Annotated in this window: 24 protein-coding genes and 4 tRNA genes; 26 read left to right on the forward strand and 2 right to left on the reverse strand. The window is 44.3% G+C overall.

The genetic code is table 11. The features are described from left to right. Window positions 1-47 precede the first annotated feature (47 nt). Together VLA77_02585 and VLA77_02590 are read left to right on the forward strand one after the other, a co-directional pair. Window positions 48-845, forward strand: coding sequence for a helix-turn-helix domain-containing protein (locus tag VLA77_02585; GenBank protein HSE29448.1), 798 nt, complete (start codon window positions 48-50; stop codon window positions 843-845). A gap of 41 nt (window positions 846-886) precedes the next feature. Further along, a tRNA-Cys gene (locus VLA77_02590) sits at window positions 887-960 on the forward strand. A gap of 74 nt (window positions 961-1,034) precedes the next feature. Here VLA77_02590 and VLA77_02595 read toward each other — a convergent pair. Beyond that, window positions 1,035-1,577, reverse strand: coding sequence for a hypothetical protein (locus VLA77_02595; protein HSE29449.1), 543 nt, complete (start codon window positions 1,575-1,577; stop codon window positions 1,035-1,037). A 128-nt stretch (window positions 1,578-1,705) separates the two neighbouring features. Between VLA77_02595 and VLA77_02600 the strand changes: the two genes are divergently transcribed. The 24 genes from VLA77_02600 (at window position 1,706) to VLA77_02715 (ending at window position 19,059) form a co-directional block, all read left to right on the forward strand. After that, window positions 1,706-1,793: transfer RNA gene (locus tag VLA77_02600), tRNA-Leu, on the forward strand. Window positions 1,794-1,812: 19 nt separating this feature from the next. Continuing rightward, window positions 1,813-2,301, forward strand: a complete 489-nt coding sequence (locus VLA77_02605; GenBank protein ID HSE29450.1) for a DUF2569 family protein — start codon at window positions 1,813-1,815, stop codon at window positions 2,299-2,301. Window positions 2,302-2,355: 54 nt separating this feature from the next. Further along, a complete protein-coding gene (locus VLA77_02610; GenBank protein HSE29451.1) occupies window positions 2,356-2,913 on the forward strand; it encodes a LemA family protein in 558 nt (185 codons plus the stop codon). Between the two features lie 6 nt (window positions 2,914-2,919). Next, window positions 2,920-3,792, forward strand: coding sequence for a M48 family metallopeptidase (locus VLA77_02615; GenBank protein HSE29452.1), 873 nt, complete (start codon window positions 2,920-2,922; stop codon window positions 3,790-3,792). Between the two features lie 2 nt (window positions 3,793-3,794). Then, window positions 3,795-4,691 (forward strand): hypothetical protein, encoded by an 897-nt coding sequence (locus tag VLA77_02620; GenBank protein ID HSE29453.1) that lies wholly within the window; start codon window positions 3,795-3,797, stop codon window positions 4,689-4,691. Further along, window positions 4,688-6,703, forward strand: coding sequence for an NAD-dependent DNA ligase LigA (gene ligA / locus VLA77_02625; GenBank protein HSE29454.1), 2,016 nt, complete (start codon window positions 4,688-4,690; stop codon window positions 6,701-6,703). The genes VLA77_02620 and ligA overlap by 4 nt, the downstream gene beginning before the upstream one ends. Before the next feature lie 5 nt (window positions 6,704-6,708). Further along, window positions 6,709-7,413 carry a hypothetical protein gene (locus tag VLA77_02630; protein HSE29455.1) on the forward strand — a complete coding sequence of 235 codons (705 nt, stop codon included), beginning with the start codon at window positions 6,709-6,711 and terminating at the stop codon, window positions 7,411-7,413. A 229-nt stretch (window positions 7,414-7,642) separates the two neighbouring features. Continuing rightward, window positions 7,643-7,719: transfer RNA gene (locus VLA77_02635), tRNA-Ala, on the forward strand. A gap of 56 nt (window positions 7,720-7,775) precedes the next feature. Continuing rightward, the gene (gene murF, locus VLA77_02640) at window positions 7,776-9,050 is read left to right on the forward strand and encodes a UDP-N-acetylmuramoyl-tripeptide--D-alanyl-D-alanine ligase (GenBank protein ID HSE29456.1); all 1,275 of its coding nucleotides are present in this window, start codon (window positions 7,776-7,778) and stop codon (window positions 9,048-9,050) included. A gap of 166 nt (window positions 9,051-9,216) precedes the next feature. Continuing rightward, entirely contained in the window at window positions 9,217-12,138 is a 2,922-nt protein-coding gene (locus tag VLA77_02645) for a class I tRNA ligase family protein (GenBank protein ID HSE29457.1), read from the forward strand. Window positions 12,139-12,253: 115 nt separating this feature from the next. Continuing rightward, the gene (locus VLA77_02650) at window positions 12,254-12,412 is read left to right on the forward strand and encodes a hypothetical protein (protein ID HSE29458.1); all 159 of its coding nucleotides are present in this window, start codon (window positions 12,254-12,256) and stop codon (window positions 12,410-12,412) included. A gap of 30 nt (window positions 12,413-12,442) precedes the next feature. Further along, the gene (gene nusB / locus VLA77_02655; protein ID HSE29459.1) at window positions 12,443-12,904 is read left to right on the forward strand and encodes a transcription antitermination factor NusB; all 462 of its coding nucleotides are present in this window, start codon (window positions 12,443-12,445) and stop codon (window positions 12,902-12,904) included. Then, window positions 12,885-13,388: an NUDIX domain-containing protein gene (locus tag VLA77_02660; GenBank protein HSE29460.1), complete on the forward strand. Its 504-nt coding sequence runs from the start codon at window positions 12,885-12,887 to the stop codon at window positions 13,386-13,388. The genes nusB and VLA77_02660 overlap by 20 nt, the downstream gene beginning before the upstream one ends. Beyond that, window positions 13,375-14,073 (forward strand): ribonuclease III, encoded by a 699-nt coding sequence (gene rnc / locus VLA77_02665; GenBank protein ID HSE29461.1) that lies wholly within the window; start codon window positions 13,375-13,377, stop codon window positions 14,071-14,073. Before VLA77_02660 ends, rnc begins: the two co-directional genes overlap by 14 nt. A gap of 48 nt (window positions 14,074-14,121) precedes the next feature. Continuing rightward, window positions 14,122-14,298: a hypothetical protein gene (locus VLA77_02670; GenBank protein HSE29462.1), complete on the forward strand. Its 177-nt coding sequence runs from the start codon at window positions 14,122-14,124 to the stop codon at window positions 14,296-14,298. A gap of 46 nt (window positions 14,299-14,344) precedes the next feature. Then, window positions 14,345-14,719: a 30S ribosomal protein S16 gene (gene rpsP / locus VLA77_02675; protein ID HSE29463.1), complete on the forward strand. Its 375-nt coding sequence runs from the start codon at window positions 14,345-14,347 to the stop codon at window positions 14,717-14,719. A gap of 148 nt (window positions 14,720-14,867) precedes the next feature. Beyond that, entirely contained in the window at window positions 14,868-15,302 is a 435-nt protein-coding gene (locus VLA77_02680; GenBank protein HSE29464.1) for a KH domain-containing protein, read from the forward strand. A gap of 129 nt (window positions 15,303-15,431) precedes the next feature. After that, window positions 15,432-15,956: a GrpB family protein gene (locus VLA77_02685; protein ID HSE29465.1), complete on the forward strand. Its 525-nt coding sequence runs from the start codon at window positions 15,432-15,434 to the stop codon at window positions 15,954-15,956. A 19-nt stretch (window positions 15,957-15,975) separates the two neighbouring features. After that, window positions 15,976-16,635 (forward strand): tRNA (guanosine(37)-N1)-methyltransferase TrmD, encoded by a 660-nt coding sequence (trmD, locus tag VLA77_02690; GenBank protein ID HSE29466.1) that lies wholly within the window; start codon window positions 15,976-15,978, stop codon window positions 16,633-16,635. Between the two features lie 337 nt (window positions 16,636-16,972). After that, window positions 16,973-17,380, forward strand: a complete 408-nt coding sequence (sodN, locus tag VLA77_02695; protein ID HSE29467.1) for a superoxide dismutase, Ni — start codon at window positions 16,973-16,975, stop codon at window positions 17,378-17,380. A gap of 1 nt (window position 17,381) precedes the next feature. Then, the gene (locus VLA77_02700; GenBank protein HSE29468.1) at window positions 17,382-17,684 is read left to right on the forward strand and encodes a S26 family signal peptidase; all 303 of its coding nucleotides are present in this window, start codon (window positions 17,382-17,384) and stop codon (window positions 17,682-17,684) included. Continuing rightward, a complete protein-coding gene (locus VLA77_02705) occupies window positions 17,650-18,066 on the forward strand; it encodes a hypothetical protein (protein HSE29469.1) in 417 nt (138 codons plus the stop codon). Before VLA77_02700 ends, VLA77_02705 begins: the two co-directional genes overlap by 35 nt. 75 nt (window positions 18,067-18,141) lie before the next feature. Continuing rightward, window positions 18,142-18,217, forward strand: a tRNA-Gln gene (locus VLA77_02710). Between the two features lie 545 nt (window positions 18,218-18,762). After that, window positions 18,763-19,059 carry a hypothetical protein gene (locus VLA77_02715; GenBank protein HSE29470.1) on the forward strand — a complete coding sequence of 99 codons (297 nt, stop codon included), beginning with the start codon at window positions 18,763-18,765 and terminating at the stop codon, window positions 19,057-19,059. Window positions 19,060-19,163: 104 nt separating this feature from the next. On the opposite strand, the gene VLA77_02720 is transcribed toward VLA77_02715, so the two are convergent. Further along, the gene (locus VLA77_02720; GenBank protein ID HSE29471.1) at window positions 19,164-20,513 is read right to left on the reverse strand and encodes a hypothetical protein; all 1,350 of its coding nucleotides are present in this window, start codon (window positions 20,511-20,513) and stop codon (window positions 19,164-19,166) included. Window positions 20,514-20,581 lie beyond the last annotated feature (68 nt).

Here is a 20,581-nt window from a genome sequence, read left to right on the forward strand (position 1 = left end):
ATACATAGACTATAGATAGAACGCAAGGCCATGTTAAACTGTCTCTGATGTCTGACAACAACGACAAAATAGTTAGAATGATGAAGCAGTACGGTTTGTCCAGTGCCGAAGCTGTTATTTACATCGAACTTTTGAGCGGCCCATCAACTCATTTAAAGTTGAGCCGAAGAACAGGAATTACAAGAAGTCGTGTTTATCACGTTGTAGAACTTTTAGAGAAACGTGGTCTAGCGGTTAAGTTTATGGATGACACAGGCTCTTTTGTTAAGGCTAGCGATCCTAACAATTTTGAAATTGAACTGACCGCGCAAGAGCAGAAGCTAAAAGAGCGACGAGAGTTGCTGAATGAACTTATCCCAGAGTTATTGTCGGTTCAAAAAAATGATTCAGGATTGTTTTCGGTCAAGGCTTATGAAGGCGAATCCGGGTTTAGGCAAATGGCCTGGCACGAACTAAAGGCAAAAAATGAAATTCTATGTTTTGGCTACGCCGAAGTAGAAGTGTTAATTAATGACCACCGATGGTCGGAGTTGCATCGCCAAATGACAGTTGAGGCTGGATACAAGATTCGTGAGATTGTAAATTATGATTCTAAGAGTAGTATTAGATCTTTCACTGCCAACGACGAGTATTTAAAGAGGTACGAGTGTAGGGCAATTCCTAAAGAGACGGTATCGTTGAGTAATCAGATTGTAATTTACAATAACGTTGTTAATACTTATCACTGGCGTGAAGGTGTGCAGATTGGTGTTGAAATAATCAGTGATAGTTATTCTCAAACTATGAGGGCGGTTTTTGAGCAGTTCTGGGGTTTGGCTGAGCCGGTGGAGATCACTAAAGAATAATCTGTTCAGATCGGGTAATGATCTGTATAATTGTATTGCATGGCACGTTGGCCGAGGAGTTAGGCAAGGGTCTGCAAAACCCTGTACACCGGTGCGACTCCGGTACGTGCCTCCAGGTGATAATTTTAATTGCGGTTTCGCGTTGGCGTCCCGCCACTATACGGGTTTCGTATAGTGGCGGGACGTTTTTCAGTTTCGGCTCCGGCTGGCGGTTGGGGCCTGCGTGCTGCTGGTCGAGACCGACGGCAGCGTGAGCGGCGACTTGAGCAGGCTGTTGCTGAACGTCAGCCACTCATTGCGGAAGAGCTTCTTCGCTTCCGACAGATCCTTGTCGGGGTAGTAGGTCGCGAAGTAGTCCTCGAACATCGCCTCCTCGGCCGAGCTCGTCTTGAGCCGGCCGCCCGTGAACTGGTTCAGCAGGTACCCGAGCCCGAAGTTCGTCTTGTCCGTCTTGTTGGACGCGTCGAACTTCTTGGTCAGGTCGACCTGGATCCACTCGCTCTTGCCGATCGGCTCACCGTCCCACTCAGAGCCCTCGCAGGCGTTCGAGCCGGGAACGTGCGCGCAGTACGCATGAACCTCGTCCACACCGTTCTGGTCGACGTCGGTCGACCAGAGGAAGGTGCGGGTGGTGTCGTTGGTCGGCTGCACGCCACAGGCGGCGACCCCCATGCTGAGGATGGCCGCGAAGGCGACCACCAGCGCCTTGAGCCGGTTGCTGATCGGAGACACTTGGTGTCCTCGTTTCGTAATTGAGGTCCCGCGACTTTAGCGGGACGCACGCAAATATAAATTCTAACATATTTTTATAAAATTACAACTTTTAAATTTTTCCTCGAGGAGGTATAATATGCGGCTAAGGGCGAGTGGCGGAATTGGTATACGCGACGGACTTAAAATCCGTTGGCTGAATAAGCCTTGAGGGTTCAAGTCCCTCCTCGCCCACCATGAACTTATTAAGGCTAAAATGTCGGAAAAATCTAAAGAATCAACTAAAAATTTAAACGGCGTAAAAGGCTGGCTAGCATTATTTATTGTGGCGATGGGGATTGGGATTATCGTTAATCTCCTTTCTTTAACCGAATACTCTGGTGCTTTTGCTGACATTAAAAGTATTCAAAGTGAAATGCCAGAATTTGTTAATGCGATGATTCCGGCACTTTGGTTTGAAGTTATTCAAAATATAATTCTAATCGCCAGCGCTGCTGCCGTTATAACTTTAATAATTATGCGAAAGTCTGTTGCTAAAATTGGTGCGATCGCACTTATTTCGGGCGCATTTATATTCGTTCTAGCTGATTATATTTGGGTAGCGTTGATTTTCTCTCAGAACAATCTTGATCTAGGTCTAATCGAGAGCTCAGGCAGTGACGTTGTAAGAAGTTTGATTACAGCAGCCATTTGGATTCCGTATTTCACTGCCTCTAAACGGGTAAAAGCGACTTTGGTCAAATAACTATAAAGTGCTGCCTTTTAGTGCTACAATACTACTGTAAATAAGGACTTTTTTATGACTTTGACTTGGATTTTGATTATAGTTGCGGTTATTTTAGTGATCGTTGTGATTGCAATATACAACGGTTTAGTTAAGCTTAAGATTCGCACCGAGGAAGCCTGGAGCGATATTACAGTTCAACTTAAGAGGCGAATGGATTTAATTCCAAACCTTGTTAATGCTGTAAAAGGTTACGCAAAGCACGAAAAAGAAGTTTTTGAAAACGTAACAAAAGCGCGCGCAGACGTACTGGGTGCTAATGGCGTAAAAGAGACGGCCAAAGCTGAAAATCAATTTGAGCAGACTTTAAAAAGTTTGTTTGCAGTCGCGGAAAACTATCCACAACTTCGCGCTACCGAAAACTTTCAAAAGCTTCAGGATGAGCTAACTGACACCGAAGACAAAATCATGGCGTCGCGACGCTTTTATAATGGTGCAGTACGCGAGCTAAACACTAAAACCGACACTTTTCCTAGCAATATGATTGCCAACGCATTTGGTTTTAAAAAGCGCGACTTTTTTGAAGTAGAAAACATGGCCGACGTGGAAAAGCCTGTCGAAGTTAAACTGTAGTTAAAAATGTATTCTGCAATTGCCGCTAACAAGCGAAAAACTATTTTTATAATGCTGCTTTTTATTTTTATAATTGCAGTTTTGGGCGTTATCTTTAGTTATCTTTATGGTGATTTAAGTATTTTTTACATGTGTTTAGTTGGGGCTGTGATTTATAGTGCAATCCAGTATTTCGCGGGCTCTAGCTTAGCGCTTGCCATGACCGGCGCGAGGCAGATTAAAAAATCAGACGATCCACGACTTTTTAGGGTAGTAGAGAACTTAAGTATTTCTACTGGAATGCCCATGCCCAAGGTCTATATTATTGATGATCCTGGGCTTAATGCTTTTGCGACGGGACGTGATCCTAAAAACGCTTCGGTCGCGGTAACTAGCGGGTTGCTTGCGGTCATGAACAAGTCAGAGCTTGAGGCTGTAATGGCACACGAGCTAGGTCATGTTCAAAATTATGATATTAGAGTAATGATGATCGTCTTTGCATTGGTTGCGGCAATAGGTTTTATCGCCGATATGTTAATTAGGTTTACTTGGTTCGGCGACCGCGATCGAAATGTTCATCCAATTGTGTTAATTGTCGGCCTGGCGGCTGCAGTAATCGCACCGTTTGTAGCCTTTATGGTTCAGCTCGCAGTTTCGCGCAGACGAGAGTTTTTGGCCGATAGCACGGCAGCACTTACGACTCGCTACCCTGACGCCTTGGCGGATGCTCTGCAAAAAATTCACGATCACGGGTCGGTTTTAAAGAGTCAAAATTCATCTACAGCGCATTTCTTTTTTGCTAATCCGTTAAAGCCAGGTATGTTTGCTAAATTTTTTAGCACGCATCCGCCGGTCGGTGAACGAATTGCGCGTCTAAGGGCAATGAGTGATAAGCTATAAATATGGTCAAAAAAACTAAGCAAATTACAAAAGCCAATTCCAAACCGCTACCAAAAATCAGCCAGCATATTAAACAGACTTTCGGATTTTTGTGGCAAGAAAAAAAGCTCTTTGGAGTTATTGCATTATCTTATGCTTTGATCTTCTATTTGTTTGCGGGCGGGGTTACACAAGCAAGCTTTTTGCAATTTAAGCAAGCTGCAACTTCTTTACTGAGCAATCAGGTAGATGGTGTGAGTGTGTCAACAATGCTACTATTGGCGACAGTTTCGGGTGAAGGTCAAAACGGTAGCGGCGAACTTTATACATTTATCGGTTTCGCCGCCTTTTTGGTTTTTTTCTTAATTATCATCTGGACTGCCCGTGCGCGCATGGCAGGTATTGCAATTAGGATTCGTGATTCGTTTTATAGCTCAACAGGTCCACTAATTCAGACGATCATAGTATTTTTAGTAATTGGGATCCAATTTTTACCTGCTGCCGTAGGATTGTATGTAATATTGTTATCGCAAGCTGGAATTTGGGCGCAGAATGCTCTTGAAAGCGCGATAACATATGGTCTGGGGATCTTACTTTTTGCCGTAACACTATACTATTTAGTCAGCTCAAGCATCGCTTCTATGATAGTTGCCGCTCCACAGACCTCACCGCTAGGAGCACTAAAAGCTGCTCGCGAACTTGTGCACGGTCGCCGATGGAACATATTTTTACGCCTCTTTGTTTTGATCGTGGTGCTAATTGTTATATGGGCAGTGATTTTGCCGGCAGCGCTTTTGCTTGCCTACAATCTGCAAATCGACTGGCTGCCAATTGTTCCAATAACCTTACAACTGCTTAATGCATTTAGCTTAGTTTTTGCAACAGTTTACATTTATAGACTTTATCGCTCCCTTATATGAACAAAACACAAGCATCTGATCGAATTCATAAACTTCGGGATCTCATAAACGAGTATCGATACGAGTATCACGTAAACAACCGCTCAATTATGAGCGAGGCAGCCGCAGATGGTTTAAAGCACGAGCTTGCTGAACTAGAAGGTGAATTTCCGGATCTTGTAACGCCTGATTCACCAACTCAGCGCGTGGCCGGCGAGCCGCTGCCACAATTTGTTAGTGCAGAGCACAAGTATCCGATGCTCAGTTTGAATGACGTTTTTGATCAAGGGGAGGTATCGGCCTGGGAGGCTAGAATCCAAAAATTAGTTCCTGGTCAAAAATTAGAATACTTTGCTGATATTAAAATGGACGGTTTAGCGTGCTCGCTGGTTTACCAAAACGGCATTTTAGTTAGGGCGCTAACCAGGGGCAATGGACGAGTCGGCGAGGATGTAACCGCAAACTTAAGAACGCTTGAATCCGTTCCGTTAAAACTTAATAAATCCGCTCAAACAACTACTTTTGAGCAAGGTTACACAGAAGTTCGGGGCGAAATCGTCATGTATAAATCTGACTTTGAGGCTCTTAACGAACAGCGTGCAAAAGCTGGATTGCCACTTTTTGCCAATCCACGAAACTTGGCCGCGGGTACCGTGCGTCAACTCGATCCAAAGTTAGTTGTCGGGCGCCCACTTAAATTTAGAGCTTGGGATCTAAGACGCGATGATTCTAGTGAGGTTCCTACCAATGAGTTTTGCTACGAAATATTAGCTAAACTTGGTTTTTTGGTTAACGATCAGGCCGAGCTTGTAGGCAGCGTGACGGACGTAATGAAGTTTGCTAAAAAATGGGAAGAAAAACGCCTAAGACTGCCGTTTAATACAGACGGCTTGGTGGTAAAAGTAAACGACCGCGCGGTTTTTGAAAAACTTGGGGTAGTGGGTAAAGCTCCTCGCGGAGCAGTCGCTTATAAATATCCAGCCGAGCAGGCAACCACAAAGGTTAAGGACATTTTTGTGAGCATTGGTCGAACTGGCGCGGCAACGCCGGTGGCAGTTTTAGAACCTGTAGTCGTCGCTGGATCAACAGTGCAAATGGCAACTTTGCATAACGAGGGCGAAGTTAAACGCAAGGATGTAAGGGTTGGAGATACTGTAATTATTCACAAGGCTGGCGATATCATCCCTGAGGTAGTAGAGGTTTTAAAAACGCTCCGTACCGGTAAGGAACAACCTTTTGAAATGCCAAAAAAATGTCCGGAATGTGGTAGTGACCTAAAAAAAGAAGATGCCGAAGCTGTGTGGCGCTGCCTAAATTACGCCTGTCCAGCTCGAGTTCACAACCAGATCCAACATTACACCAGTAAATCAGCTTTAGATATTGAGGGTATGGGCGAAAAGAACGTTTTGGCTCTCCTGGATGCAAATTTGATTCGCGACCCGGCAGATTTATATACATTGACCAAGGATCAGTTGCTGAAGCTTGATAGGTTTGCAGAGATTTCGGCTAGCAAATTAATTGACGCGATTGCCGTAAAAAAGCATCCGAGCCTGAGCCATTTTATTTATGCTCTAGGAATAAGGCACGTTGGCGCGCAGACTGCGGTAGATTTAAGCAATAAATTTGGTAACCTAGATAGCTTAAGCAGCGCAACGATTGATGAGCTGAGACAAGTTGAAGGTGTTGGTGAGGTTGTGGCCGAGAGTATTATGACGTGGTTTGCAAGCGCCCAGAACCAGCAGTTGTTGGCGAAGTTTGCAAACGCTGGCGTAGAACCGATGGAAGTAAAACGCGTGAACGGTGGTAAACTTCAGGGATTGGGTTTCGTGGTTTCTGGAACTCTGGAAACCATGGAGCGCGAACAAGCAGGCGACAAGATTCGACAGCTTGGCGGAACTTTTCAGTCGTCTGTTGGAAAAAACACAGACTATTTGGTTTTAGGTGAAAATCCCGGTGCCTCTAAAGTCGCTAAAGCCGAAAAGCTGGGAACGCGAATTATCGACGAAAAAATGCTGCTAAAAATGCTACAATAGTGCTTATGGAAAAGCGCAAATTTAGTATGGGTGGTATGTTTTGCTTTTCGCCTCCAGTAATGATTGCAACTTTTTTTATCGAGATTATCCTGGCTTTAGCGGTTATCTGGAAATATAAACTTAATCCAATCAGCAGGCTTGTAGTTTTAATACTTCTGTTTTTAGCCATTTTCCAGGTGGCAGAATTTATGATTTGCGAAGCTTGGGGTTTTGGTTCGCTGGCTTGGTCACGCGTTGGACACGTTGCGATTACTATGCTGCCACCTCTGGGGATTCACTTAGCTTACGAAATTGCTGGCGCCAAAAAGCGCGCGCTTCTTTTGCCAGCTTATCTTACGGCTGGTGCTTTTGTCGTCTTCTTTTTGTTTGTGGGCGGATCGCTTGAGACTGCTGCTTGCTTAGGTAATTACGTAATCTTTGAAATGGCAAAAAGTGCAGTTTGGCTTTACGTACTTTATTATTACGGATGGCTTTTTGCCACAATATGGCTGTGCAATAAACTTATCGAGCAGACTAAAAAGGTTAAAACCAAACATGCGTTATACGGATTGGCTGCGGGTTACGCCGCTTTTATTTTACCCACGGCCACAGTTAACTTAATTGATCCTAGTACAGTTGCTGGCATACCGTCGATAATGTGTGGATTTGCCGTTTTACTTGCACTGGCTTTAGTGTTTTGGGTTTTACCCAAAAGCCAGGCAAAAGCTTAATTTAGCTTTCGCGTGGCGCGTTTTTCGCTTTTGCTCCATTTTGCTTGCACCATAAGCGTAATAATGATTAAATAAATACAAGCTGGTGCGCTAAGAGGTTCTTGGCGCGATAGGCAAAATAAAAATGTAGCAAAAAGAGCCTCGGGTGGGCGCGCATCGAAGCGAAACTGTCTGTGTATGCAGGCAGTTTATTTTTGTGTGGCAATCTGTTAGAATTCAATTTGTATCTGGGGCATTGGCGCAGTTGGCTAGCGCGCTTCCATGGCATGGAAGAGGTCAAGGGTTCGAATCCCTTATGCTCCACCAGAATTTATTTATCAAAAACTCGCCGCAAAAGCCTACTAGCGCTATACTATTAAATGATGAAACAGCTTGTAACTAACTTATTGGAACTTCAAGCCAAGCGCCTTTTAAAAAAGTTTAAACCTAAGGTTGTGGCGGTTGTCGGTAGTGTTGGTAAAACCAGTACTAAACTTAATATTGCCACTGTTTTAAGCGAGCGCTACAAAGTTTTGGCGCACTATGGTAGTTACAACGTGCCTGCTTCGGTGCCGCTGAGTATGTTTAATTTAAAGGCGCCTGCAAATGCAAAAAGTCCTTTTGCTTGGATTAAAATCTTATCTCAAATGCAGAAGATTTTAAGTAGTGATTATTCGTTCGATGTTTTAGTTTTAGAACTCGGGACCGACCATCCTGGTGAAATAGCTTATTTTAAACGCTATCTAAATCCGGATGTTTCAGTGGTTACCGCAGTTTCGCCGGAACATATGGCTGGCTTCGGCACCCTAGATGCCGTAGCTAAAGAAGAGCTGGCGGTGACTGAGTATTCAAAATTAACACTTATAAATCGCGATGACATCGATGGTTCTTTTGCAAAGTTAATCCCGGATGGTACAAATTTGGATACATACGGCACTAGTGGCGTGGCCGAGTATCGATTTGAAACCGATGAATTTGTTCCGGGCAAAGGCTTTACTGGTAAGTTTATCTCGCCGGAATTCAAGGAGCTAAAGGTTGTTTTAGGCGTTGTTGGTGAGCATAATGTTCGAACCGTTGTTGCGGCCGGAACGGTTGGGATAAAACTGGGCTTAAGCGCCGAGCAAGTTGTAGACGGGATGAAAAAGGTCAAACCTGTTATGGGGCGAATGAACCTGCTAAAAGGTCTCGAGAACACCACAATTATCGATGACACATATAATTCCAGTCCACTGGCGGCTGTTGCTGCGCTGCAAACTTTGTATCAATTCCAAACGCCGCAACGCATTGCAATTTTAGGTTCAATGAACGAGCTCGGCGACTATTCTAAACAAGCGCACGAAGAAGTTGCGAGTGCGTGCGATCCGGCCTCTCTGGATTGGGTTGTGACAATTGGCCAAGAAGCTAAAACTTACATGACCCCAATTTTGCAAAAAAAAGGTTGCAGGGTCGAAAACTTTACGAGTCCATACGATGCCGGAAATTTTGTCCATAAAATAATGCAGCCAAAAGCGGTGATTTTAGCAAAAGGCTCGCAAAATGGTGTGTTTGCCGAAGAAGCCGTAAAAATGCTGCTTCATTCAACTACCGAAGAAGAACAGCTTGTACGCCAAGACCCGGACTGGATGGCGATTAAACAGCAGCAGTTTGGTGAAAAATGATCAAAGTGCTCCTAGATTTAGTCTAGCGAAACGGTTATAAAACAGTAGGTAATCTGTTATAATGTGGCTAATATGCGAAAGTCATGCCTTTTAGCCAGTCTCAACTTGCTCCCTTAGGGGAAATATATTATTTGACTCAAAAATTACTAACCTAAAATTTTATTATATGAAACGCTACAATCCAAACGAAATCGAACCAAAATGGCAAAAAAACTGGGCTGATCAAGGCACTTACAAGGTGAATCTAAAAGATGACTCACGCCAAAAATATTTTGGCTTTGCGATGCTACCTTATCCGAGCGGGTCTGGCCTGCACACTGGGCACGTTCGCACCTACACCTTAGCCGACGTAACTGTTCGAGCCAAACGTCAACAGGGCTTTAACGCTTATAACCCAATTGGCTGGGATGCTTTTGGTTTGCCTGCAGAAAATTACGCGATTAAAACTGGAACTTCGCCAAAAGAAACTACCGATAAAGCGATTGTGCGCTTTAAAGAACAGCTTAGTCGAATCGGCATGAGCTACGACTGGACTAAAGAGATTAACACTTCTGATCCGGAATACTACCGTTGGACTCAGTGGATTTTTACAAAATTATTCGAGCACGGCTTAGCTTATCAAAAAGAAAGCTTGCAGTGGTGGTGTGACATTGATAAAACTGTTTTAGCAAACGAACAAGTTATAGGTGGTAAGTGTTGGCGTCACGACGGACCTAGCGACCCTTTAGTTACTAAAAAAGCGCTCAAGCAATGGTTCTTTAAAATTACCGACTACGTTGATGAACTTTTAGATAGTACAGATGATCTTGAGTGGCCAGAATCGATTAAAACTATGCAAAAAAACTGGATCGGCAAAAGCGTAGGTGCCGAGATCTACTTTAAACTCGATGACAGTGACGAGCAAATAAAAGTTTTTACAACTCGCCCGGATACTCTTTATGGCGCAACTTTTATTGTCTTGGCACCAGAGCATGAGCTTACGTTGAAGCTTGCGACGTCTGACAACAAGCGCTCGGTAGAAGAATATATTAAGCAAGCCCAAGCAAAAACCGATGTAGAGCGTCAAGAAACGGATCGCGAAAAAACTGGGGTTTTTACGGGCAGCTATGCTATTAATCCAATAAACGGTGAAAAAATCCCGGTTTGGACTGCCGACTACGCACTAAGCGGTTATGGTACGGGTGCGATTATGGCCGTGCCAGCTCACGACGAGCGCGACTTTGAATTTGCTAAAAAGTATGATCTGCCTATCGTTGAAGTGGTGGCTCCAGAATTCGGCGAAAAGCGTGAAGACGAACAATTTGTAGATGGTTCTACAGTTTTTGTTTACAGCAAAAGTACTAATAGGTTCTTAGGCCTTAAGGCAACCGGGGGCACATATTTAGTTGCTGGGGGGATAAACGAAGGTGAAACTCACGAAGCATGCGCACTGCGCGAATTAGGCGAAGAGGCTGGAATTTACAAAGTGGCAGAACTATATAAGCTTGGTAGTCAAGGTTTTGCACATTATCGTCATGTTGCAAAAAAAGCAAATAGATTTGCGTCAACCCAGCCCTTTATTGCAATTGTCGAGGATGAAAAAAATGGAGAAGCAAAGCAAGAAATCCACGAAAACTTTACAAACCAATGGATGAGCGGCGATGAGCTTTATGCAGAAATTGACAAGCTCGACGGTGGAAAGCATTGGCTAGAAATGTTGCGTCGTGCGATAAGTTTCGTTCGTGACTACAAGGCTGGCAAAATAAACAATACTGGAATTTTCGACGGTAAACTACTTAACGAAGGTATTCTTATCAACTCTGGTGAGTTTAACAATCTTGCGACTTTTGAGGCTCGTGAGAAAGTTGTCGAACACTTGATTTCCCAGAACAAGGCTAACTGGAGTACTAATTACAAAATCCGCGACTGGCTTATTAGTCGTCAGCGCTATTGGGGTGCGCCAATTCCAATTGTGCACTGCGAAAAAGATGGTGCAGTGGCGATCCCAGAAGATCAGTTACCGGTTAAGTTACCGGTAATTACTGATTACAAGGCTGAAGCTGGCAAGTCCCCGCTAGCCAAAGTTACTGATTGGGTAACTACGACTTGCCCAAAATGTGGTGGTCCAGCGACTCGCGAAACCGACACCATGGATGGCTATGCCTGTAGTAGCTGGTATTTTTTGCGCTATCTTGATCCGCATAACAACGAGCAGGCATGGGATCCAAAAATTATAAACCATTGGATGCCAATTGACTTTTATAACGGGGCTGATCACGCGGTTTCGCATTTGCTCTATGCTCGTTTTTGGATGCACTTTTTCCATAAAATTGGCCTAGTTGCAGACCCTGAGCCAGTTAAAAAACTTGTTTACAATGCATATGTTTTAGCGAGTGATGGCACAAAAATGAGTAAATCTAAAGGTAACGTGGTTGATCCGCTCGAGGTGGTCGAAAGCGGCTACGGCGCTGATGCTCTGCGGGTCTACGAAATGTTCTTGGCGCCATTCGATATGGAAGCGCCGTGGGACGACAAAGGCGTGCCGGGGTCTTACCGCTTTTTGCGTCGAGTTTGGGATGTCACGCAAGAATTTTTGGCCGCTGGCGATTTAACTGACGATAAAAATAGTGAGTTAGACAAGGTTACGAATAAAACCGTTAAAAAAGTTACAGCCGATATCGAGGTTACAAAATTCAATACCGCGATAGCTGCAATGATGGAAATGGTGAATTTTCTATACAAGTTTAAGGCCGAGAATGCAATAAATACTAATCAGTTTAAGCAAACTTTACAAAGTTTATTGCGGCTACTTGCGCCGTTCGCGCCGCATATTTCGGAAGAACTTTGGTATCAGCTGGGTGCGAAAAACACCATACACATTGATAATTGGCCCATTTGGGATGAAAATGCTATAAAAGTAGACTCAATTACGATCGTAGTTCAGGTTAATGGTAAGCTTCGTGCGAAGCTGCAAATGCCTGCCGACGCTAACCAAAAACAGATTGAAGAGCAAGCTAAAATTGACGAATCGGTAGCCAAATATCTGGCAGGCACACAGCCAAAGCGCGTGATTTACGTGCCGGGTAAACTGTTGAATATTGTTGTTTGATTTCGCCGTGGTTGGCGGGGTGGCCTCAGACATTGTGCTGGTGCTTGCCGATCGGTCATTTTTAGAGTATAATTGGCCCAAGTTATATCAGTAATCAAAGGAGGTTTTCTCTTTTATGGGTAAGCCAAAAAAGCAGACGTCACCACGTAAGACCGGTTTGCGTCGCAGTCATTTAGTAGTAAAATTAGCACGCACAGTTAACGCAAAATCACCAGTTAAAGCGTATACAACTCGTCGTGAAAGCGGTAAAAAACTTGCCGCTGAAGTTAAGTAAACTAAAATAGTAAATTAAAATTTTGACATTATGGCATCTAATCGTCACCTAGGTCGCATAATTGCACTACAAACTCTATACGAATATGAGTTTAGAGTTGATAGTGGCGATGAAACAGTAGCACTCGATGAAGTTTTATCGAGGAATCTTGATCGTTACAGCGAAGCTATAGAAGACAAAAGTTTTGTCGAAAAGCTTACAAAAGGCGTTCAAGGCGCTGTTTCAAAGTTAGATGCCTTAATCCAGCCAATTGCACCTGAATGGCCAATTGAACAGATATCGCGCATTGATCGCACGATTCTTCGTATGGCCGTATTTGAGCTAACACAAATGCAGGATTTGGTACCGCCAAAAGTTGCAATTAACGAAGCGGTTGAGCTCGCTAAAGCATTTGGCTCGGAAAACTCGTCGAAGTTTGTTAACGGTGTGTTGGGTACGGCCTACCGCACACTTGTAGAAGGTAAAAAAGCCGATGCAAGTACCAGTTCCTAGGTTCGAAAGGTTCAAAAAGTATTTTCAACGCCGAAAACCAGCAATACAAGAAGTAGTGCGAGAACAGACTGCCGGCGGTGTTGTTTTTAGACGCAACGAAAAGACTAATGAGATCGAAGTTTTGCTGACTCAAGATGCCAAAGATCGTTGGACTATTCCTAAAGGTCACATCGAAGAAGGTGAGACCGCCAAAGAGACCGCCGAGCGCGAAGTTCGTGAAGAAACCGGCTTGCAAAAAATGGAAGTCATGAATTGGCTTGGAAAAATCAACTTTCGCTATCGCCGTCAACAAAGCTTAATTTTAATGACTACGCAGATTTACTTAATTCGTGGCTTAGGTGATACGAACGCGCTTACCAAAGAAGATTGGATGAACGGAATTGGGTGGTTTAAAGTTCACGACGCTCTTGATATGATTGAATATGAAGACATAACTAAGTTACTTTTATTAGCAATGAAACGAATCCGACATGCAGGATATTAGCAAATATCAAAAATTCGCCGAAGATATTTTAGGCTTTAAATTTGACGAACCACAGCATTTGATAACGGCTTTGACACACCGCTCTTACATGAATGAGCACAAATCTAGCGCAACTGCCCACAACGAGCGCCTAGAATTTTTAGGCGATGCAGTTCTAGAATTAGTTGTAACAGAGTTTTTATATTTAAATTACGATGAACCAGAAGGTATTTTAACTAACTGGCGCGCAGCTTTGGTGCGCACGGAATCTATCAGTGCAGCCGGAAGTCGGCTGGGGCTTTATGATTTAATGCGATTGAGTCGCGGTGAAAAGCACGGGTCTGATCGCGCAAAACAGCAGATTATGGCAAATGCTTTCGAGGCTGTAATCGGTGCAATCTACCTTGATAAAGGCTACAAGGCTGCGAGCGCTTTTGTTCATAAGCACATTTTGGCGACTTTGGAAGATATTTTACAGACTGGCTCGTGGCGCGATCCTAAGTCACGCTTGCAGGAAGTCGCTCAAAGTGTAGACGGCGAGACTCCTGTTTATAAAGTTTTGGCCGAAGACGGTCCAGATCACGATAAAATGTTTACTTTAGGTGCATATATTGGCAACAAATTGCGAGGTAAGGGCAGCGGACCTTCTAAGCAGATGGCTCAACAAGAGGCGGCGAAGAACGCGCTGAAGAGTTACGAAAAGTAGTCCAGGGCCGCTTATTGAGTACTGTGCTAGGCGTGATACGCTCTAAGTATGAATTTCTATAGAATTTACCTAGATAGTCAGCGCAAAAACTGTATTGATGTGCCAGACAAAACATACGAATTGCTCGTCGCAGTTCACGTACAGAGTGGTTTTAAGGTAAGTCAGATCATTGTTAGTCAACTCGATCATGGTTCAATCATTGACAACAGAGGCGCAACCCTGTAAAATAACACTAGTTTTAAACGATAAACCTAAAAGGATTTTATAAATAATGCTAGCTATTCGAATGCAACGTCTTGGTCGTAAGGCTTTACCAGTTTACCGCCTTGCTGTTCAAGAAGCTCAACGCCACCCAAGCAGCGGTCGCGTGGTTGCTTATGTAGGTTCTTACAACCCACACACCAAAGAAGTAAAAATTGACAAAGAAAAAGTCGAATTTTATCTAAAAAATGGCGCTCAGCCAACTCCTCGTGTTGTTAAAGTTCTAACAGGCGAAAAAGTTGATTTGCCAAAATGGGTTACTCCTGTTAAAAATGACCGCGCAGCAAAACTACGCAACCCAGAAAAACTTCGTAAAAACCAGCCAAAAGAAGAAGCCGCTCCAGAAGCTAAGACCGAAGAAGCAGTAGAAAAAACCGAAGAATAAAAAACCCCTCGCGACAAAGCGAGGGTTTTTATTTCTACCCCTCAGTAAAAAAGGTACTCATGCTTCATAAAAAACTAGCAAAAGCAGTTTGCCAGCGTAAATTTTGTGAGTTACAATTAAAGCACCGACTAATAAGGGAGATTTTACGGTGACCAGTATCGACCAACAGTTTGTAGAATATATTATTAAGTCGCTAGTAAGTAAGCCGGAAAACGTAAAAATCGAGCGACGAATCGATGAAAAAGGCGTTCTTTTAGAGCTTAGCGTGGACCCAGAGGACTTGGGTCGCGTAATTGGTAAACGAGGTGCAACTGCACAAAGCGTTCGTACGCTTTTGCGAGCTTTGGGCACTAAAAATGACGCACGTTATAACCTAAAAATTGTTGACGTTGATCGTCCAGAAGGCATGCCACGACCAGCTGCTGGCCCAACAGGTTCTGATTCAGATGACAATACTACAACATCTTCTAATGATGACAACAAGTCTGTGCAAAACTCAACAGATGATTCTGTGGAAGAACGTGAATCGGTCAGCTCAAGAACTAGAAAAGAGCTTGCAGATTTAGACGATCTCGATATATAGTAATAGCAGGTCCAAAAAGGGCAACAAAAACAAAAACCAAAAAGCTCATGCGAGCATGATAAATGAGAGCTTTATGTGGTAAAAATACTCCGACTATCGGAGTATTTTTATTTGTGATAGATTTTGTCTATGAGCACTATTGGATTGCGGAGAGGTACTGTAAAGGTTGAGCCCTATGATGCTCGTTGGATGGAAGAATTCGAAAGAGAGAAACTGCGCTTACTGCAGGTATTTGGCGATAAAATTATTCAAATAGAACATATTGGCAGCACATCGGTTGAGGGGTTGTGCGCGAAGCCCGTCATAGATATGGTAGCAGGTGTAAAAAACTTCGACGAGTTGCCATATTTTGTTGAGCTTTTGCAAAAACTTGGCTACGAATATATTCCTGAACGAATGATGGGTGATAGAAAGTTTTTTCCTAAGGGTGAGCGAGATAATCGGACTCACCACTTAAATATCGTGATCATTAACAATCCCGATCAATGGGTTGCGCCGTTAGCTTTTCGTGATTATTTAACGAGTCATGGTGATGTGCGTAACGAATATGCCAATTTGAAACAAGACTTGGCGATAAAATACTCCAAAAATCGCGATAGCTACACAAAAGCTAAAAATACTTTTATAAAGTCCGTCCTCGCCAAAGCGACGTAAGCATGTTAAAATAACAGATGTGAACACACGCTTAATCCAGGTTATAACTTTATTCCCCGATATGTTCGGGGGTGTTTTTGGCAATTCTATGATGTTCAAGGCGCAAGATCGTAAAATTGTAGAATTTAAAACCATCAATTTACGTGAATTTGGATTAGGTCCACGCAAGCAGGTTGACGACACTCCTTATGGCGGTGGTGACGGCATGTTGCTTAAACCTGAGCCATTATTTGCGGCGGTTGAAGCTGCTAAAAGAAATGATCCAACTGCAAAAGTTTTGTTAATGACTCCGCGCGGCGAACGTTGGATTCAGGCTACGGCGCAAAAGTTTGCCGATAATGATGAAGGCCTAATTATTATTTGTGGTCGCTACGAAGGTTATGATGAACGTATCACGAGTGTGGTCGATCATCAAATCTCTATTGGCGACTACGTTTTAACGGGTGGTGAAATTCCAGCGATGATAATTGCCGATAGCGTTACACGATTAATCCCAGGTGTTTTAGGTGGAGAAAAATCTGCCGAGATAGAGAGTTTTAGCGACGGTCAGACTCTCGAGTTTCCGCAATACACTCGGCCTGCAGAATTTAGGGGAATGATCGTGCCAGAAGTTTTGCTAAACGGAAATCACGCCGAAATAGAAAAATGGCGCCAAACTAACTCTAGGCAGATCGTTTAGCTCTGTGGGCTGAGCACTTTAATATTGCTAGTTATCGCGCTTCTGCAGATGCTTGCCGATTGAGCAATAAAATAAAAAAAGCCCCTCTGGGCTTATAACCGTTAACCCGGGTAAACGCAAAACATTTAAAAAATGAATCTCGCAACGTTTACCAAGGTAACTGGAGTTGTTGTGGTGTAATAAGCGAGCCACGACGGGCATTTATTTTGGAAAATTTTTATTTTGTCGTATCGCTTACTAATATATTAAAATTTAAGACCAAAAAGCGCAAGCAGTTTAAATTACAACATGCTTTTGTATTTATAATGATAGACTAGAGTTATAAGGGGATAGAGCGATGAAGTTATCTTTTGTTAAACCGGTTTATGCTCACTGTGATATACCTTGTGGCATTTACGAAACCGACACGATGCGTCACTCGGCGGATACTTGCTTAAGAATGATTGAAAAGATCAACGATTTGCCTGATAACCAAGGTGAAAAGTCAGATGACCACAATAACTTTGTGCGTATGGTTATAAACAAAGAGAAGCACGCTGAACTTTGCAAAGAACAGATCTACATTTTGTGGAGTGATTATTTTAAGCCTGAGCACTTGCAAAAATTTCCAAAATTACATGAAACAATGTGGCAAGCGGCCAAGCAGTGTAGTAAGGTGAAGCAAACGTTAAGTGCAGACGAAGCTAAAAAACTGATTGACATCGTGCACGAAATCGCACATATATTTGAGGACTCAAAGAAATAATATGTTTTTATTAAGAAGAGTCAACGGCGCTAGCATGCATCCAAATTTACCACACGGTAAATTGATTTTAGCTTCTAAAATCCGAAAACCCAGAGTGGGAGACGTCGTAGTTGTTAAGCATCACAGTGTTGAGGTTTTAAAGCGTGTACATGATCTTAAAAACGGGCTAGTCTACTTATTGGGTGATAATCCAGATGAGAGCACTGATAGTCGGCATTATGGTTGGCTGCCGGTAGAACGAATTAAAGCGGTAGTATTAGGAGCGAATAATGGTCAAATCGACACCAGCGCCGAAGCTGAATAATAGTAGATACATTTTTGTAACTTATGTTTATGCGTTATTGTTAATAGGGTTTTCGCTCTTCTCTTTAGTAGGTTTTGGTGGATTTGATTTTGCAGGAATTGCGTTCGAAGTGTCAGGTCAGCCTTTTTGGATCTTTAGTTTAGTGCTTGCGCAGATTTTTACATTGCCATTTATTTTAAGGCTTAATTTAAGTCCGCTCGCAAGGTGTATAAGCGCTTACTTATGCTTGCTTACACCTCTGTTATTTTTGATTTATGTTGCCTTTGGCTGGATAAACTTTTTTGGTTTTGCCGACTACTTATTTGGTCTGGGAATGCTATTTTTGGCGGCAGCCAGCTTTTTAGAACTGAACGGCCAGCAGGTTATTGCCAAAAAGCTTTAGATTTTACCCTATCAAAGGCTTCGAAAGTGGCCTTTCCAATCTGTTAAAATTGCAGTATAATTTGTAGGTTGTTAGTGGCGAGTGGCCAAGTTGGTAAGGCGTCGGTTTCTGGCACCGAAGATCGAAGGTTCGAGTCCTTCCTCGCCAGCCATGAAATAATTATTGTATTTGTCAAATTGAGGCTGTCTGGAGCCTCTTTTTGTATTTCGACCCGGATTTCATTTTCCATTACATCCTCCTTAATGTTTGCGGATTCCACTTACAAAATCCTTCAGAAAAAGTTTTGCAAGGCACAGTTCAGTATTTTGCGGAGAATCCAGCCACGACGCTTCATCCTTGCCACTGCACCGACCTCCAGTCGAAGGTGGCGCTGTCAAAAGTCGCAGACGTTCGAGAAGTCGGCTCCGGACTCGCGCTTGAGTACTCATAAAGTTGGATCATGTTCTGCCCCGGTTGGTGGGGGTGTGTGAGAGTACTCCAGAAATGGGGTACTTTTTTGTTTGCAAATTTGATATTTATATTGTATTATATATTCGTTCTTTACTGATGTAGCGCGACTACCGTTAAGGTCTGCTTCGTTTAAGCAGCTGGTTCTCCAGGTCGTGCGAAGATTCCCGTAGGCGCAAGGGTAAACGCGTTTGCCTTGTGCAAAGGGGTGGCGACTTTTCTGTCCACCAAGGATAGGAAGGGACGTCAATGTCTAGAGTCAAGGTTCGGCTCGTAACGACCATCTACGTAAGCCACCTCGAGTGGGAAGATGGTCCTGGGTCGATGCAAAACGTCGTAAGCGACAGCTCGGTATGTGAACGGCAGGAAGTCGACTCCCTAACCATGGCTGAGGCTAAGGCGCTCAGCTACGACGATCTTCGGTTCGAATACGGACTGAACTTCGAGGAAGACTCACCGGACGGTTTTGAGGAATTCAACTTCGCGTTGCAATACCTCAACGAAGCCACCGGCAAGTGGTGTCACCTTAAGTCAATTAGCAAGTAAAGAACTGGCGGACGTGCATTTTGCGTCCGCCTTTTCTATACAATGAATAAGTTTTTTAAGACCGTTCTCGGTCAGCGAGCCAGTTGCCTGGCATGGACGTACGTCTACTTGGTGTTTCTAAGGCCCTCTTCTAGTGCCTTGTGGATCCCGGCCCTGACGAAGCGAGGCAGCGAGTTGAATTGCTCGGCCGACTCCGGCATGGGGCTCATGTGTGGGAGTACATAGGTCTTATCCGGCGCTAGGCGAGCCAGGATCTGCAAACCAGTACTCGCTTCGAACTTGCGGATCTCTTCGCGCTGCCGCTCGGTCATGTTGCCCTTGCGAGGATGACCGCACACAAAGTGCGGGTTCTTCATCTTGGGCTCCAATACGGGCTGCCGCGCTCCCGTTTCGGTGACTCGCGTTCGCTTGGTGCGCCGCGGGATTGCCGTCCACGGAACTGTTGTCTTGCTAATGATGGAGCTGCTCTTGAAGACGGGAATACCATCCTGGACCACGGTTTTCGGGCCACGGCTACTCCCGGCGGTCTCTTTGACCGTTACGAGGTCGTGATAGACCTGGGCGATCATGGCTACAACATAACTTCCGATCGCAGGCGTCCGGGGCATGTTTTCTGACGGCCCCAGGATTGCTTCCTCGTCGACTACGGTAAAATAGCTTCCTTGTTCTGACGAGTCAACTCTTGCCAGGATCGACATGTACGGGCTTTTAGGCTTAGGAACTACCTTGAGCCACATTCCGTTGATGTTGCCGGCCGAGAGCTTGATTTGCACGCCTTGCGGGTGCACGGTGTAGCATTGGTTCTCGAGCGCAGCTGCCAGGGTGGCTTCTACGAATTCGAGATACTCGTCGCCCCGATACGGTAAATCCAGGCTCCATTCGCTTGGGGTCGGCACCATCCAGGTGTCATCCTGCCCAACGTGATGCATAATGCTAGGCAGCATCAGAGGGAAGGTTGATACCAGAAGGGCGATGTCGTAGGGTTCGGTCATCTTGTGGCCGAGCTCGCGGAATGCCGGGATGTTGTTCTTGATCCCGACCAAAATCTTGGTTTCGCTGCCGATCATCGCTGTGATGCAGTTGACGATCAAAGAGCAGATCAATCCGAGGTTCTTTTTCGAGTCGTTCGAAGAGAGCGCGATCACGAGCCAAACTGCAGTGTTGAGCTCCTCGATCTCGTAGTACGACTTAGTCTCGACGATTCGAGCTGACTCGGTTGTAACGAGCTCGAAGAACGAGTCCAGGAATTCACTCTGACTGCCAGCGGCGTACGAAATCGCGACTGATTCCACGATTTCTAAAAGCTGGTCGATTACCGGATCGCTTCTGTCGCTCGGCTGGTAGTAAACCAGGCTAGGATCTTCTGCGAAGAAAGCTCCAATCTGAGCGCCAGTAACGTCGGTCAAGAGTCGTGGATTTTTCCACACAACTTCCTCCAAAGGTCGTGCGTCCAACTCCATATTATAAAATGTAAATCAATTTTTGTACAGATGTTGTTTATGCGGCGAATTGAGCGTTTAAT

The sequence above is a fragment of the Candidatus Saccharimonadales bacterium genome, from assembly GCA_035457485.1.
In the GTDB taxonomy this organism is placed as follows: Bacteria; Patescibacteriota; Saccharimonadia; order Saccharimonadales; family EFPC-124; genus DATIBO01.

What these genes read in the sequence shown, in the direction of transcription:
- VLA77_02585 (HSE29448.1), top strand. Translation starts at nt 48, where the DNA reads ATGTCTGACAACAACGACAAAATAGTTAGAATGATGAAGCAGTACGGT.
- VLA77_02605 (HSE29450.1), top strand. Translation starts at nt 1,813, where the DNA reads ATGTCGGAAAAATCTAAAGAATCAACTAAAAATTTAAACGGCGTAAAA.
- VLA77_02610 (HSE29451.1), top strand. Translation starts at nt 2,356, where the DNA reads ATGACTTTGACTTGGATTTTGATTATAGTTGCGGTTATTTTAGTGATC.
- VLA77_02615 (HSE29452.1), top strand. Translation starts at nt 2,920, where the DNA reads ATGTATTCTGCAATTGCCGCTAACAAGCGAAAAACTATTTTTATAATG.
- VLA77_02620 (HSE29453.1), top strand. Translation starts at nt 3,795, where the DNA reads ATGGTCAAAAAAACTAAGCAAATTACAAAAGCCAATTCCAAACCGCTA.
- ligA (HSE29454.1), top strand. Translation starts at nt 4,688, where the DNA reads ATGAACAAAACACAAGCATCTGATCGAATTCATAAACTTCGGGATCTC.
- VLA77_02630 (HSE29455.1), top strand. Translation starts at nt 6,709, where the DNA reads ATGGAAAAGCGCAAATTTAGTATGGGTGGTATGTTTTGCTTTTCGCCT.
- murF (HSE29456.1), top strand. Translation starts at nt 7,776, where the DNA reads ATGAAACAGCTTGTAACTAACTTATTGGAACTTCAAGCCAAGCGCCTT.
- VLA77_02645 (HSE29457.1), top strand. Translation starts at nt 9,217, where the DNA reads ATGAAACGCTACAATCCAAACGAAATCGAACCAAAATGGCAAAAAAAC.
- VLA77_02650 (HSE29458.1), top strand. Translation starts at nt 12,254, where the DNA reads ATGGGTAAGCCAAAAAAGCAGACGTCACCACGTAAGACCGGTTTGCGT.
- nusB (HSE29459.1), top strand. Translation starts at nt 12,443, where the DNA reads ATGGCATCTAATCGTCACCTAGGTCGCATAATTGCACTACAAACTCTA.
- VLA77_02660 (HSE29460.1), top strand. Translation starts at nt 12,885, where the DNA reads ATGCAAGTACCAGTTCCTAGGTTCGAAAGGTTCAAAAAGTATTTTCAA.
- rnc (HSE29461.1), top strand. Translation starts at nt 13,375, where the DNA reads ATGCAGGATATTAGCAAATATCAAAAATTCGCCGAAGATATTTTAGGC.
- VLA77_02670 (HSE29462.1), top strand. Translation starts at nt 14,122, where the DNA reads ATGAATTTCTATAGAATTTACCTAGATAGTCAGCGCAAAAACTGTATT.
- rpsP (HSE29463.1), top strand. Translation starts at nt 14,345, where the DNA reads ATGCTAGCTATTCGAATGCAACGTCTTGGTCGTAAGGCTTTACCAGTT.
- VLA77_02685 (HSE29465.1), top strand. Translation starts at nt 15,432, where the DNA reads ATGAGCACTATTGGATTGCGGAGAGGTACTGTAAAGGTTGAGCCCTAT.
- sodN (HSE29467.1), top strand. Translation starts at nt 16,973, where the DNA reads ATGAAGTTATCTTTTGTTAAACCGGTTTATGCTCACTGTGATATACCT.
- VLA77_02700 (HSE29468.1), top strand. Translation starts at nt 17,382, where the DNA reads ATGTTTTTATTAAGAAGAGTCAACGGCGCTAGCATGCATCCAAATTTA.
- VLA77_02705 (HSE29469.1), top strand. Translation starts at nt 17,650, where the DNA reads ATGGTCAAATCGACACCAGCGCCGAAGCTGAATAATAGTAGATACATT.
- VLA77_02715 (HSE29470.1), top strand. Translation starts at nt 18,763, where the DNA reads ATGTCTAGAGTCAAGGTTCGGCTCGTAACGACCATCTACGTAAGCCAC.